The sequence below is a fragment of the Collinsella aerofaciens genome (assembly GCF_018785265.1).
Lineage (GTDB): Bacteria > Actinomycetota > Coriobacteriia > Coriobacteriales > Coriobacteriaceae > Collinsella > Collinsella aerofaciens_AI.
Genome location: NZ_WQPK01000004.1, coordinates 14,149 through 26,489, shown reverse-complemented (window position 1 = coordinate 26,489; position 12,341 = coordinate 14,149). Strand labels below are relative to the sequence as shown.

Annotated in this window: 11 protein-coding genes and 3 tRNA genes; 4 read left to right on the top strand and 10 right to left on the bottom strand. The window is 61.3% G+C overall.

The window, feature by feature from the left end:
* Positions 1-64: 64 nt before the first annotated feature.
* Both GPK42_RS00715 and GPK42_RS00710 read right to left on the bottom strand, forming a co-directional pair.
* Positions 65-1,036 carry a pyridoxal phosphate-dependent aminotransferase gene (locus GPK42_RS00715; protein ID WP_215692813.1) on the bottom strand — a complete coding sequence of 324 codons (972 nt, stop codon included), beginning with the start codon at positions 1,034-1,036 and terminating at the stop codon, positions 65-67.
* A 70-nt stretch (positions 1,037-1,106) separates the two neighbouring features.
* Positions 1,107-1,247 carry a hypothetical protein gene (locus tag GPK42_RS00710; RefSeq protein WP_215692811.1) on the bottom strand — a complete coding sequence of 47 codons (141 nt, stop codon included), beginning with the start codon at positions 1,245-1,247 and terminating at the stop codon, positions 1,107-1,109.
* Between the two features lie 166 nt (positions 1,248-1,413).
* Here GPK42_RS00710 and GPK42_RS00705 point away from each other — a divergent pair.
* The 3 genes from GPK42_RS00705 (at position 1,414) to GPK42_RS00695 (ending at position 1,704) form a co-directional block, all read left to right on the top strand.
* Positions 1,414-1,490 (top strand) — tRNA-His (locus tag GPK42_RS00705).
* A gap of 22 nt (positions 1,491-1,512) precedes the next feature.
* Positions 1,513-1,588, top strand: a tRNA-Lys gene (locus GPK42_RS00700).
* Between the two features lie 43 nt (positions 1,589-1,631).
* Positions 1,632-1,704, top strand: a tRNA-Lys gene (locus tag GPK42_RS00695).
* A 394-nt stretch (positions 1,705-2,098) separates the two neighbouring features.
* Here GPK42_RS00695 and GPK42_RS00690 read toward each other — a convergent pair.
* The 3 genes from GPK42_RS00690 to GPK42_RS00680 all read right to left on the bottom strand — a co-directional run bounded on the left by GPK42_RS00690 (position 2,099) and on the right by GPK42_RS00680 (position 5,704).
* Complete coding sequence (locus tag GPK42_RS00690) at positions 2,099-3,625, bottom strand: FAD-dependent oxidoreductase (RefSeq protein WP_215692809.1); 1,527 nt, start codon at positions 3,623-3,625, stop codon at positions 2,099-2,101.
* Positions 3,626-3,946: 321 nt separating this feature from the next.
* The gene (locus GPK42_RS00685) at positions 3,947-4,951 is read right to left on the bottom strand and encodes a GGGtGRT protein (protein WP_006235553.1); all 1,005 of its coding nucleotides are present in this window, start codon (positions 4,949-4,951) and stop codon (positions 3,947-3,949) included.
* An 18-nt stretch (positions 4,952-4,969) separates the two neighbouring features.
* Positions 4,970-5,704 (bottom strand): iron-sulfur cluster assembly scaffold protein, encoded by a 735-nt coding sequence (locus GPK42_RS00680; protein ID WP_006235554.1) that lies wholly within the window; start codon positions 5,702-5,704, stop codon positions 4,970-4,972.
* Between the two features lie 403 nt (positions 5,705-6,107).
* On the opposite strand from GPK42_RS00680, the gene GPK42_RS00675 reads away from it, so the two are divergent.
* Positions 6,108-6,917, top strand: a complete 810-nt coding sequence (locus GPK42_RS00675) for a transposase (protein WP_215692807.1) — start codon at positions 6,108-6,110, stop codon at positions 6,915-6,917.
* A 66-nt stretch (positions 6,918-6,983) separates the two neighbouring features.
* On the opposite strand, the gene sufU is transcribed toward GPK42_RS00675, so the two are convergent.
* From sufU to sufC, 5 genes are read right to left on the bottom strand one after another with little or no spacing between them, the layout of a single operon-like run.
* On the bottom strand, positions 6,984-7,418 hold the full coding sequence (gene sufU / locus GPK42_RS00670) for a Fe-S cluster assembly sulfur transfer protein SufU (RefSeq protein WP_138340649.1): 435 nt from the start codon (positions 7,416-7,418) through the stop codon (positions 6,984-6,986).
* On the bottom strand, positions 7,411-8,736 hold the full coding sequence (locus tag GPK42_RS00665; protein WP_215673611.1) for an aminotransferase class V-fold PLP-dependent enzyme: 1,326 nt from the start codon (positions 8,734-8,736) through the stop codon (positions 7,411-7,413). The genes sufU and GPK42_RS00665 overlap by 8 nt, the downstream gene beginning before the upstream one ends.
* The gene (locus GPK42_RS00660; RefSeq protein ID WP_215692805.1) at positions 8,733-10,004 is read right to left on the bottom strand and encodes a SufB/SufD family protein; all 1,272 of its coding nucleotides are present in this window, start codon (positions 10,002-10,004) and stop codon (positions 8,733-8,735) included. Before GPK42_RS00660 ends, GPK42_RS00665 begins: the two co-directional genes overlap by 4 nt.
* Positions 10,004-11,416: a Fe-S cluster assembly protein SufB gene (gene sufB / locus GPK42_RS00655; protein ID WP_138112781.1), complete on the bottom strand. Its 1,413-nt coding sequence runs from the start codon at positions 11,414-11,416 to the stop codon at positions 10,004-10,006. The genes GPK42_RS00660 and sufB overlap by 1 nt, the downstream gene beginning before the upstream one ends.
* Before the next feature lie 12 nt (positions 11,417-11,428).
* Positions 11,429-12,229, bottom strand: coding sequence for a Fe-S cluster assembly ATPase SufC (gene sufC, locus GPK42_RS00650; protein WP_006235561.1), 801 nt, complete (start codon positions 12,227-12,229; stop codon positions 11,429-11,431).
* Between the last annotated feature and the right edge of the window lie 112 nt (positions 12,230-12,341).

Here is a 12,341-nt window from a genome sequence, read left to right as displayed (position 1 = left end):
AAAAAGAAGCCCCGCAACTCGGCGGTGCGGGGCTTCTTTGGTTGCTTTAGTTGCCGGGCCGTCCTTACCCGCGCGGCTTGATTTTATCACGTAGCGATTTGAGGTTCTCCAGCGCCGCGTTGAGCGTCTCGTCACGCTTGGCAAAGTGGAAACGGATCAGATGGTTGACGGGCTCGCGGAAGAAGCTCGAGCCGGGCACAGCGCCCACGCCCACCTTTGAGGCCAGGTCCTCGCAGAACTCGAGGTCGCTGTCGTAGCCAAACTCCGAGATATCCATCATCACATAGTAGGCGCCCTGCGGCACGTTGTGCTCAAGACCGAGACTGTCGAGCCCCTGGCAGAACAGGTCGCGCTTGGCGGTATAGTGGTCAAGGACCTCATCGTAATAGCTGTCGTCGAAGTTGAGGGCGGTGACGACGGCTTCCTGCAGGGGAGCGGCGGCACCCACGGTGAGGAAGTCGTGGACCTTCTTGATGCGCTCGGTGATTTCGGCAGGGGCGATGGTGTACCCCAGGCGCCAGCCGGTGATGGAGTACGTCTTGGACAGCGAGCTGCAACTGATGGTTCGTTCGAACATGCCGGGCAGCGTGGCCATATAGACGTGCTCGTGGGGCGCGTAGACGATGTGCTCGTATACCTCGTCGGTGATGCAGTAGGCGTCGTACTTTTTGCAGAGGTCGGCGATAAAGGTGAGCTCCTCGCGCGTAAAGACCTTGCCACAGGGGTTGGACGGGTTGCACAGGACGATCGCCTTGGGATCGTTGTCGCGGAAGGCCGCCTCAAGCACCTCACGGTCAAAGTCGAACGCAGGCGGGTTGAGCGGCACGTAGATGGGCTCGGCACCCGAAAGGATCGTGTCGGCGCCGTAGTTCTCATAGAACGGCGAGAAGATGACGACCTTGTCGCCGGGGTTCGTGACCGTCATCATGGCGGCCATCATGGCCTCGGTGGAGCCGCAGGTGACTACGATATTCTCGTTGGGGTTCACCGGCATGCCCATAAAGTGCTCCTGTTTGGCGGCGAGCGCCTCGCGCATGGCCTGGGAGCCCCAGGTGATGGAGTACTGGTGATAGAGCGGCTTGGGGTCGCTGGCGATGGCGCTGAGGCTATCGAGCAGCTGCGCCGGGGGGATCGAAGTCGGGGAAGCCCTGCGAGAGATTGACAGCGCCGTACTTATTGGAGATGCGTGTCATGCGGCGGATGACCGAATCGGTAAATCTTGCCGTGCGGTTGGAGAGTTCTTTCATGACGGTCCTTTCGAGGATTTGCAGTGGGGCAAGTTTACTCCTATGAAACCGGTGGGATTTGCTCGAAATGGTCTCGAAAAACTCTTTTCAAAATTCTTGAAAATTGGGGCTTGCATCGCGTGGCGTTCCTTGCAATAATAGTCGAGCGCGAAGCGCACAGGACACGGTGGGTGTAGCTCAGTTGGCTAGAGCGACGGGTTGTGGTCCCGTAGGTCGAGGGTTCGAGTCCCTTTACCCACCCCAGTTCTTGCTTTGTGTTGATATCGGGTCGTTAGCTCAGTTGGTAGAGCAGGGGACTCTTAATCCCAAGGTCCAGGGTTCGACCCCCTGACGGCCCACCACACGATATCTCCTCTAAAGTCCGCCATAACGGACTTTAGCTTTGGGTCGTTAGCTCAGTTGGTAGAGCAGGGGACTCTTAATCCCAAGGTCCAGGGTTCGACCCCCTGACGGCCCACCCAAAGATTGTTAAAGCGACTGGCTCAGGCTGGTCGCTTTTTTTTTGACCTCGCATGGGGTCGAACCCGTCGGGGCGCGAAGCTGAGGAAATGCGTGAGCATTTACCAGCGTAGCGCGCAAGGCGCCTTGGCGCCGCAGCGGTCGCCTGCAAAGCAGGCTGACCCCCTGACGGCCCACCAAAGCAAGTTAAGACGGTCAACGAAAGTTGGCCGTCTTTTTTTGACCTCGCATGGGGTCGAACCCGTCGGGGCGCGAAGTTGGGGAAACTGCACCGTGATTCCCTTAGGGAAACACGGCTAAAGCCCCATAAACGTGCTCTCCTTATGAGAATTATGCTCACGGGGCTCGATGCATGTTGAGAAGTTGTGATCAAACTCAAAGTGAGAATCGATTTAGTCTGCTCGATAGTGCGAACCTAAGCTTTCAGTTCGCTTGCGCATGGCTTTGACCATTTCCTGTGCCAGCTGAATCTGCGATTGCAGGCGGGCGAGGGCTGCGACTTCGCTGTCCTGGGCTTTCTGTGTGCTCAAGGTCGTTGCCTCTGTCTTCAAGCCCTCAAGCTCGTGTAGTGCTTCGGATAGGCCTGTTTCGGTGCGGTTGATCATGCAATAGGTACTCATCGTGTGCTTAAGGCTGCGGGTCAGGCGCTCGGCATCTGTTGTGGCAATGCCGTGCTGGGGGAGGGCGATATCCGCCTTCAGGGCTGTCTTAGGCTCTTTCTGCGCTGCAAGGGCTGCCGATGCGCCTGCGATGCGCCCGAACACGATGCCGTTGGCGCTTGACAAGCCACCAATGCGGTCGGCTCCGTGCATGCCGCCTGTCGCCTCGCCGCAAGCGTAGAGGCCCTCAACGCCCGTGTGCGCGGTCTTATCGATCTTGATGCCGCCGTTAGCGGCGTGGGCATACATCGCAACGCGCATCTCGTCGGTCGGCGCGATGCCGTGCTCGTCTTGCAGCCAGGTGGCAAAGGTCTGCACAAACTCTGGGACATCCTCGCGGGGGAAGTCGTAGTGGAGTGCCAGGCCTTCGGCACCTGCCTGATCGATGACGAGATCGATAGCGCGGGAGGCCAAGCGTGACGTGAAGGGACCATGTCCAGAGCGCTGCTCGAGCAGGTCGTCCAGCTTGTCGTCGGCAATATCTACCGGCTGGTCTACATGCACGTAGCGCCAGGTTTTCTCGTTGAAGACCAAGTTACGCCTGGGCTCGATGAAGCCAGGCATCATCTGCATGAACTCTATATTAGTAAGTGTTGCGCCGTGCGCCAGTGCGATGGCCTGCGAGGAGCTGAGCACATCAGCCGACGTAAGGCTGCGCTCGAACAGGCCGCCTGTGCCACCGGCTGCGATGATCGTGGCCTTGGCAGCAAAGGGCACGATTCGATTTTCGGTAAGGTCGTAGAGTACGGTTCCGGTTATTCTGCCGTTCGTGTCCTCAACAAGGTCGATAAGCTCATGGCGGGGGAGCAGGCGAATGCCGAGCGACTCGATCCAGGTCGTCAGAGCGTCCTCAAGGGGCTTGCGGGTGAGGCCGCGCCACATGCGCGTCTTGTGGTCAAAGCAGGGGATAAACTGCTTTTGTTGAGCACTCTTGGCGCTTTGCGGACGCTGGAGCTCAACGCCCAGGTCTTGCTCGAGCCAGTCAATCGCTTGGCGAATGCCGTGGACGAACGTTTGGACGAGTTCGGGGTCGGCAACGCCGCCGCCGACGGTCTGGATGGTGTCGATGAGGTCCTGCTCGTCGTCTTCGTCGACGGGACCGATGAGGCCGAGGCCCCAGGTACCCGGGAAGAAGCTCGATCCACTCATGGTCTTGCCGGCGCTTGCCACAGTGACGGTTGCACCCGTGCGTGCCGCTTCGATGGCGGCGCAAAGGCCCGCAATGCCAGCTCCAATTACCAGTACATCAGTCGATTCCATCGGATTCCTTTCTCGTCCGGCGCATTGTCGCACGGGTGATCGGCAATGGGGCCGCAAAGACTCGGCAAATCGGTAAAGGGCAAATATGGCAGGTGGGCGTCAGGTGGACTCGGTCACTTCGGTCGGCTAATTTGGTAAGTTGCGGTGGAATACGGACTGTTTTGGCCTGTATGGATGCAATTCAGTCCGTATTTCACCGCAACTGATATATCGGACCTTCTAATAAGAGTAACCAATTTGGGACGGGGCAAACAAAAAGAGCCGCTACCCGGGTGGGTAGCGGCTCCAAAGCTCAACTATATGAGCATCGCGCGGGCGCGATTAGGCCTTGAGGGCCTCCTCGACGGCGACAGCGCAGGCGACGGTGGCACCGACCATGGGGTTGTTACCCATGCCGATGAGACCCATCATGTCGACGTGCGCAGGCACGGAGGAAGAACCGGCGAACTGGGCATCGGAGTGCATGCGGCCCATGGTGTCGGTCATGCCGTAAGAGGCAGGGCCGGCGCCCATGTTGTCCGGGTGCAGGGTACGGCCAGTGCCGCCACCAGAAGCGACGGAGAAGTACTTCTTGCCAGCCTCGAGGCGCTCCTTCTTGTAGGTGCCAGCGACGGGGTGCTGGAAGCGCGTGGGGTTGGTGGAGTTACCGGTGATCGAGATGTCGACGTTCTCGTGCCACATGATGGCAACGCCCTCGCGGACGTCGTCGGCGCCGTAGCAGTTGACGGCGGCGCGGGGACCATCGGAGTATGGGATGGTCTCGACGACCTTGAGCTCGCCCGTGAAGTAGTCGAACTGGGTCTTCACGTAGGTGAAGCCGTTGATGCGGGCGATGATCTGAGCAGCGTCCTTGCCCAGACCGTTGAGGATGACGCGCAGCGGCTTCTTGCGAGCCTTGTTGGCGTTCAGAGCCAGGCCGATAGCACCCTCAGCGGCAGCGAAGGACTCGTGACCTGCCAGGAAGGCGAAGCACTCGGTGTCGTCGGAGAGCAGCATAGCGCCCAGGTTGCCGTGGCCCAGACCGACCTTGCGGTCCTCGGCGACGGAGCCGGGAACGGTGAAGGCCTGGATGCCCTCGCCGATGATGGCGGCAGCCTCAGAAGCGGACTTGGCGCCACGCTTGACAGCGAGAGCGCAACCGAGGGTGTAGGCCCACTCGGCGTTCTGGAAGGCGATGGACTGGGTGTTGTTGACGATCTCACGCGGGTTGAAGCCCTTGTCGGTGCAGATCTGCAGAGCTTCCTCGAGGGAGGCGATGCCGTTGTCGGCGAGGCACTTGTTGATCTTGTCAGCGCGGCGCTCGTAACCTTCGAACGTAACAGTCATAGTTATTTCCCTCCCTTTCTACTCGTGAACCGGGAACACGCTGGCGACGGAGTGAGTCTCCTCGTCGGTGCGCGGGTCGATGTACTTGGCAGCGTTCTCCCACTGACCATAGTGGCCCATAGCGCCAGCGATGGCCTCCTCGGGGGTCTTGCCGGCCTTGACGGCGTCGGTGAACTTGCCGAGGTTCAGGAACTCGAATGCGATGATCTCGTTCTTGTCGTTGAGAGCCATGCGGGTGACGTAGCCCTGAGCGAGCTCGAGGTAACGAGCGCCCTTGGCCTTGGTGCCGAACATGGTGCCGACCTGAGAGCGAAGGCCCTTGCCGAGGTCGTCGAGGGAGGCGCCCACGGGCAGGCCGCCCTCGGAGAACGCGGTCTGGCTGCGGCCGTAAACGATCTGCAGGAAGATCTCGCGCATAGCAACGTTGATGGCGTCGCAGACGAGGTCGGTGTTGAGGGCCTCGAGGATGGTCTTACCGGGAAGGATCTCGGAAGCCATGGCGGCAGAGTGGGTCATGCCCGAGCAGCCGATGGTCTCAACGAGGGCCTCCTCGATGATGCCGTCCTTGACGTTCAGCGTGAGCTTGCAGGCGCCCTGCTGAGGTGCGCACCAACCCACACCGTGCGTAAGACCGGAGATGTCGGAAATCTCCTTAGCCTGGACCCACTTGCCCTCCTCGGGGATGGGTGCGGGGCCGTGGTATGCACCCTTGGCAACGGGGCACATGTTCTCCACTTCCTGTGAGTACTGCATGCCTCTCCTCTCTATCGTGTTGGCGTCCCGTCTGGGGGCCGTGGCTGGCGATTGCCGGGCGACCCTTCGAAAGGGACATGACATGCAGCCCCTATAATACCGCGAAATGCACGGAATATTCGGCGAACGGCTCAGTTTTCGTAGCGAGAAGTCCGGAAGTTTTAATTGAAACGGTTTAACTCTATGTTCTGTGGTCGTGAACTTCCGTAGAGGGGGTCCGTCTTGGGCAAGCTATTGGTCAGCTCTTGTAAGCATTGCGGGGGTTGACCTGTTGCAACGATGCCGTTCGCCGCCTGATTACTGCCTTTGGCCGCGCGAGTGTATTGTTTTGCGTGAATGTTTTGATGGCACGCTTCAATCGTGCTGTATTGGATGGCAAGCAGATCCCGGCGAAGGGAGCGCCATGCAGCGCGTTTGGAGAACGGTTACCGGCTTTTACCATGTCTGTGCCCGCGGTACGGGCAAGCAGCTCATCTTTGAGGGCGATGAGGACCGGTGGGAGTTTTTGGAGCTGATGCGCGAGTGCTGCCGCGAGGAGGGTGTGACGGTTATCGCTTGGTGCCTTATGGGCAATCACGTGCATTTGGTGCTTGCAGATTACGAGGACAGGATGAGCGCGGCGATGCACCGGCTGCTTTTGACGTACGCGCGGCGGTTCAATAAACGCACGAGGCGCACAGGCCATCTGTTCCAGAACCGTTTTGACCGGCGCTCGCTCGATACCGACTGGCAGGTGATGGAGGCTATTCGCTCCGTACACGCCGATCCGCAGGAGGCGGGCGTTAGCCTAATCGAGCGTTATCCCTGGAGTAGCTTTGCGGAGCATTTGTGCGCTTACGACGGTGACGCGGCTGATGTCGCGAGGGGATTTTCTGATCCTTCTTGCGTGCTTGAGCTTTTTGGTTCTGCCGAGGGCTTTATTGCCTATTCGCTTTCGACGCCCGACGGCAGCAAGCCAGCGCTGTGCGATATGAAAGAGACAGAGTGGGAACGCAATGCCTTTGCCGGCAAGTTGGCGAAGAGTCTCGGGGTTCCGCTCAACGGGGTTAAAGTCGCACCGCCGGCGCAGCGCGATACCGTTATTTTTGGATTGCACGATGCCGGTTTTACGGTGCGCCAGATTGAGCGGTATACCGGGATTGGCAAAAGTACCGTCTCTCGTATCGTGCGCGCTTATGCGCGGGTGAAGGCACAGGCCGAGCTCTCGGAATAGAAAATGGCCGAACCACTCTTAGTCAAGCGATTCGGCCAACAAAATTCTTAAGATTTGGGACAAATACTACTGATTATTTTGTCCCGTGAGCATGCCGTCGAGGGTGCGCCAGGCGAGCTCGGCGCATTTGACGCGGGCGGGCATGTGCGAGATGTCCTGGAGCTGGGCGGCTTCGTCCAGGTCTTCCAGATCTTCCTCGGAGAGCTGCTCGCCGCGGATCATGGCGAGGAAGAGCTCTGCCAGGCGGTGAGCTTCCTCGACGGTCTCGCCGGTGATGAGGTCGGCCATGATGTCGGCGCTGGCCTGGCTGATGGCGCAGCCATGACCGGTAAAGGAGGCCTCCTCGATCACACCGTTCTCGACGCGCAGCTGCAAGGTGAGCTCGTCGCCACAGCTGGGGTTGATGCCGTCGTGCTCGTGCGTGGGGGCATCCATCTCGTACTTGTAGTCGGGGTGCGAGTTGTGCTCCATAAACGTGGTGGAGGTGTACAGATTACCCATTGAACGTGCTCCAAACGTGATGCAGGCCGGCGATGAACTTATCGATGTCGGCCTTGTCGTTGTAGAAGGCCACGCTGGCGCGGCAGCAGGCGAGGTTCTCGACGCCCAGCCAGGTAAGCAGCGGCTGCGCGCAGTGGTGACCGGCACGGATGCACACGCCGTCCATGTCCATGATGCTCGCGACGTCGTGCGGGTGGATACCCTTGACGTTAAAGCTGACGACGCCGTGATGGTTGTCCCAGTAGATGGAGCCGATGATCTGGACAAAGTCGAGCTGCATGAGTTCGCCCATCAGGTAGTGGACGAGTGCCTGCTCGCGTGCCTGGATGTTTTCGTAGCCAACCGTGTTGACGAGGTAGTCGAGTGCCGCACCCGTGGCGAATATGCCGGCGGCGTCCTGCGTGCCGGCCTCGAACTTCTCGGGGACGGGCGCCCAGACGGCGTCCTGCTCGGTGACCGAATCGATCATCTCGCCGCCGGTGAGCATGGGCGGCATGGCGTTGAGCAGGTCCATCTTGCCCCACAGCACGCCGATGCCCATGGGGCCCATGGCCTTGTGCGCGCTAAAGGCAAAGAAGTCGGCGCCCAGGTCGGCCACATCGACCGGCATGTGCGGCAGCGACTGCGCACCGTCGACGACCAGGTAGCCGCCGTACTTGTGCACGAGTTTGCCGAGGTTCTTGACCGGGTTCTCGACGCCCAGCACGTTAGAAACCTGACCCACGGCCAGAATTTTGGTCTTGGGACCCACCTTGGCAAGAACCTCCTCGGTGGTGAGCTGGCCGGTCTTGGTGGGGTAGAGGTAGACGAGCTTGGCGCCGGTCTCGCGGCAGACCTGCTGCCACGGAATCAGGTTGGAGTGGTGCTCCATGATGGTGATGACGACCTCGTCGCCCGGTTTGAGCACTGTGGGCGCAAAGCTCTTGGCGACCAGGTTGAGCGACTCGCTCGTGTTGCGGGTGAAGACGACCTCGTTGGCCTGTGAGGCGCCGATGAGGTCGGCGATCTGCTGGCGGACCTTCGCGATGGCGTCGGTTGCCTCGACGGACAGCGAGTACAGGCCGCGCAGGGGGTTGGCGTTCATGCGCTGGTAGAAGTCGCGTTCGGCGTCAAGCACGCAGGCGGGGCGCTGCGCGGTGGCGGCGCTATCGAGGAAGGCGATCTCGGGGTGCTGCTGGAAAAGCGGGAATTGCGCCTTGTAGGGATTGGTCTCGATGTCGACGGTAGGCCAGCCGCGCGAGGCCTCGTCGCTGGCGTCGAGCTCCATAGGCTCCGGTGCGGTACAGGTGTCGCATTTAACGTGCTCGGTGTCGATCATGCGAGCTCCTCTTCAAAGTTGTCGATCAGGTTGTTGCCCAGGCGGACGATGCCGGCGCGGGTGCGCTCGTCGGTGGCGGAAAGCGCGGCGTCCTCCAGCTTGGCGCGGATGAACAGGTCCTCGGCGGCGTTTTGGTCAAGACCGCGGCAGGCGAGGTAGAACAGCTGCTCGTCGCGGACGTGACCGATGGTGGCGCCGTGGTTGCCGGCGACGTCGTCCTCGTCGCAGAGAATGACGGGAATGGTCTTGTTGTCGACGCCCTTGTTGGCCAAAAGCACCGTCTCGCGCTCGGTGCCGGTTGCACCCTTGCAGCCGTGCACGAGGTCGATGGTGCCACGGTAGACCTTCTTGGACGTGCCGGTCAGCACGCCGTTGGCGTCGATCTCGCACTCGGTCTTGCGACCGCGGTGGCGCAGCTCGTAGTTAAAGTCGCGCACCTGCTCACGGGCGCCAAGGTAGTCAGTATCGATGGTGACCTTGGCGGTATCGCCCAGCAGGTCGCCGGCAAGGCCGGTGGCGCTGGCGCCGGCACCCAGGACGGTGTGTTGCACGTTGACGCGCGCGCCCTCGTCCAGGAACAGGCCGGTATCGTCGAGTGCGATCCAGCTATCGTCGAGCGTCTGCGTGCAGGCCACGTTGACGGTGGCGTACTCGTGGGCGCACACGCGCAGCACGGATCCCACGACGCCCTCGCCGGCAACGGGGGAGTCCAGGGCGATCTGCAGGTCGAGCGTCGACTGGGGACGGACGACGACGTCGATGGCGGCGATGGCCGCGGCGGCATCGACACCGCTCACACGCACGGTAACCGTGGCGTGCTTGTATGCGGGCACATCGATGACGACGCGCTTGGTGGCGTGGTCGGCCAGGTAGGTGTAGGCAGCCTCGCCCATGCCAGTCTCGAAGGCCTCAGCGGGGGAGAGCTCCTCCTCCAGCTTAATGGCACCGGCCTGGTAGACGGAGGTGGCGGGCACGTCGAGCTCGGTCTCGGGCGTGATGCGGGCGCGGTCGGCGGCATCGCCGGGCGCGGAGGCGCGGCGCTCGGGGAAGCGCTCGGCCATGGCGTCTATGGCGGCGTCGAACGCGTCTGCCACGCCAGCAAATTGCTCGTCCAAGCCCTCAACCTTAACGGTCTCGGCGGGAGCGGCGGCAAGCTCGTCAGAGAGCTCGAGCTTGGTCTGGTTCATCTTCAGCCAGCCCCATGTGGCAGCCGGCATCGCATTGACCTGCTCAAGGGTGGTAGCAGCGGTGTTCGTGGTCTGTTTCATTATCCGATCGCTCCTTCCATCTCGAGCTTGATCAGGTTGTTCATCTCGACGGCGTACTCCAGCGGTAGCTCCTTGGAGACCGGGTTGGCAAAGCCGTTGACGATCATGGTACGGGCTTCTTCCTCCGAGATACCGCGGCTCATCAGGTAGAACACCTTATCGTCGCCGATACGGCCGATGGTGGCCTCGTGGCCGATGTCGACATTCTTGGCGCGGATGTCCATGGCGGGGATGGTGTCGGAGCGGCTCTGGTCGTCGAGCATGAGCGACTGGCAGCTCACGGTTGCCTTGGAACCCTCGGCCTTGGGCGTGGCCACGATGGAGCTGCGGAAGGTCTGGATGCCGCCGCTCTTGGAGATGCCCTTGGTCTCGACGGTTGCCGAAGTATCGGGCGCGTTGAGCACGACCTTGCAGCCGGTATCCAGGTTCTGGCCGGCGCCGGCAAAGGTAATGCCGGTAAAGCTCGAGCGGGCGCGGCGTCCGCTGAGCACGCTCATGGGGTAGAGGTAGCCCACGTGGCTACCGAAGGAGCCGCTGATCCACTCGATGTCGCCGTCCTCGTCCACGCGCGCACGCTTGGTGTTGAGGTTGTACATGTTCTTGGACCAATTCTCGATGGTAGAGTAGCGCAGGTGCGCACGCTTGCCCACAAAGAGCTCGACGGCGCCGGCGTGGAGGTTGGCCACGTTGTACTTGGGCGCGGAGCAACCCTCAATGAAGTGCAGGTCGGCATCGTCCTCGACGATGATGAGCGTGTGCTCAAACTGGCCGGCGCCCTTGGCGTTAAGACGGAAGTAACTCTGCAGCGGGAAGTCGAGCTTGGTGCCCTTGGGCACGTAGACAAACGAGCCGCCCGACCATACGGCGCCGTGCAGGGCCGCAAACTTGTGGTCGGTGGGCGGGATGAGCGTCATAAACTTCTCGTGGATGAGCGGTTCCCACTGCGGGTCGTGCAGGGCCTCCTCGATGCCGGAGTAGACGATGCCCATCTTAGACGCCGTGTCCTGCATGTTGTGGTAGACGAGCTCGGAGTCGTACTGCGCGCCGACGCCTGCCAGATAGCTGCGCTCGGCCTCGGGGATGCCCAGGCGCTCAAAGGTGCTCTTGATGTCGTCGGGCACCGACTCCCAGTCGTGCTTTTGGTCGGTGTTGGGCTTGACATAGGTGACGATGTTATCCATGTCCAGGCCCTCGATGGAGGGGCCCCACGTCGGGTCGGGAAAACGATTAAAGATCTCGAGGGACTTTAAGCGCAGGTCGAGCATCCACTGCGGCTCGTCCTTCTTGGCGCTGATCTCGCGCACGATGTCGGGCGTGATGCCGGCGTCGAGGCGCTCAAATCCCTCCTCGCCATAGGTGAAGTCGTAGAGGCTGCGGTCGATGTCCGCGACCTCGGTGCGGTTCTTGGTCATTGCGTCGCCCCTTTACGCCTGCTGCTCGGCAGCGGCGGCCTCGGCCTGGGCGCGCTGCTCGGCGGCCTCGCGCTCGAAGGTCTCAAAGCCGTTCTTGTCGATCCAGGGGATCAGCGAGGCGTCGTCCTCGCGCACGATGTGGCCCTTGACCATAACGTGGACGCGGTCGACATCCAGGTGCTCCAGGATGCGCGTGTTGTGCGTGATGATGAGCATGGAGCCGTCGCAGCTCTTGCGGTAGGCGTCCATGCCATGACTGACGGTGGAAAGGGCGTCGACGTCCAGGCCGGAGTCAGTCTCGTCCAGGATGGCGAGCTTGGGCTGCAGCAGCAGAAGCTGGAGCATCTCGACCTTCTTTTTCTCGCCGCCCGAGAAACCCACGCCCAGCTCGCGGTTGAGGTAGGCGGTATCCATGTTGAGCTCGGCCGCGAGCTCCTTCACGCGGCGGCGGAACTCCTTGCCCTTCATCTCCAGGCCGGGGCGGCCGGCGATGCTGGCGCGCAAAAAGCTCGACAGTGGCACGCCCGGAATCTCAACCGGGGCCTGGAAGCTCAGGAACAGGCCGGCGCGCGAACGCTTGTCGGTGGTGAGCTCGGTGATGTCCTGGCCGTCAAAGACGATGCGGCCGTCGTTGACCGTGTAGACGGGGTCGCCCATGACCAGGTGGCCGAGGGTGGACTTGCCGGCGCCGTTGGGTCCCATCAGCACGTGGGTCTCGCCGGCGGCGACGTTGAGGTTGACGTTGTGGAGGATGGTCTTCTCGTCCACGGAGGCGGTCAGACCTTCGATGGAAAGCAGCGGATTTGCGCTCATGCTGTCCCTCTCTGTATATGGTGTACTCATAGGTGTACTAAACCCTAGGAATCTTCTCGGAATAAAGTTACTATGGGTTCGGCGTTAGTCAAGGGAAAACCCGACTAATCCA

Coding starts and splice junctions, on each gene's coding strand:
- sufC (WP_006235561.1), bottom strand. CDS start 12,229: ATGAGCGCAAATCCGCTGCTTTCCATCGAAGGTCTGACCGCCTCCGTG.
- sufB (WP_138112781.1), bottom strand. CDS start 11,416: ATGACCAAGAACCGCACCGAGGTCGCGGACATCGACCGCAGCCTCTAC.
- GPK42_RS00675 (WP_215692807.1), top strand. CDS start 6,108: ATGCAGCGCGTTTGGAGAACGGTTACCGGCTTTTACCATGTCTGTGCC.
- GPK42_RS00660 (WP_215692805.1), bottom strand. CDS start 10,004: ATGAAACAGACCACGAACACCGCTGCTACCACCCTTGAGCAGGTCAAT.
- GPK42_RS00715 (WP_215692813.1), bottom strand. CDS start 1,036: ATGCGCGAGGCGCTCGCCGCCAAACAGGAGCACTTTATGGGCATGCCG.
- sufU (WP_138340649.1), bottom strand. CDS start 7,418: ATGGGTAATCTGTACACCTCCACCACGTTTATGGAGCACAACTCGCAC.
- GPK42_RS00685 (WP_006235553.1), bottom strand. CDS start 4,951: ATGACTGTTACGTTCGAAGGTTACGAGCGCCGCGCTGACAAGATCAAC.
- GPK42_RS00690 (WP_215692809.1), bottom strand. CDS start 3,625: ATGGAATCGACTGATGTACTGGTAATTGGAGCTGGCATTGCGGGCCTT.
- GPK42_RS00710 (WP_215692811.1), bottom strand. CDS start 1,247: ATGAAAGAACTCTCCAACCGCACGGCAAGATTTACCGATTCGGTCATC.
- GPK42_RS00665 (WP_215673611.1), bottom strand. CDS start 8,736: ATGATCGACACCGAGCACGTTAAATGCGACACCTGTACCGCACCGGAG.
- GPK42_RS00680 (WP_006235554.1), bottom strand. CDS start 5,704: ATGCAGTACTCACAGGAAGTGGAGAACATGTGCCCCGTTGCCAAGGGT.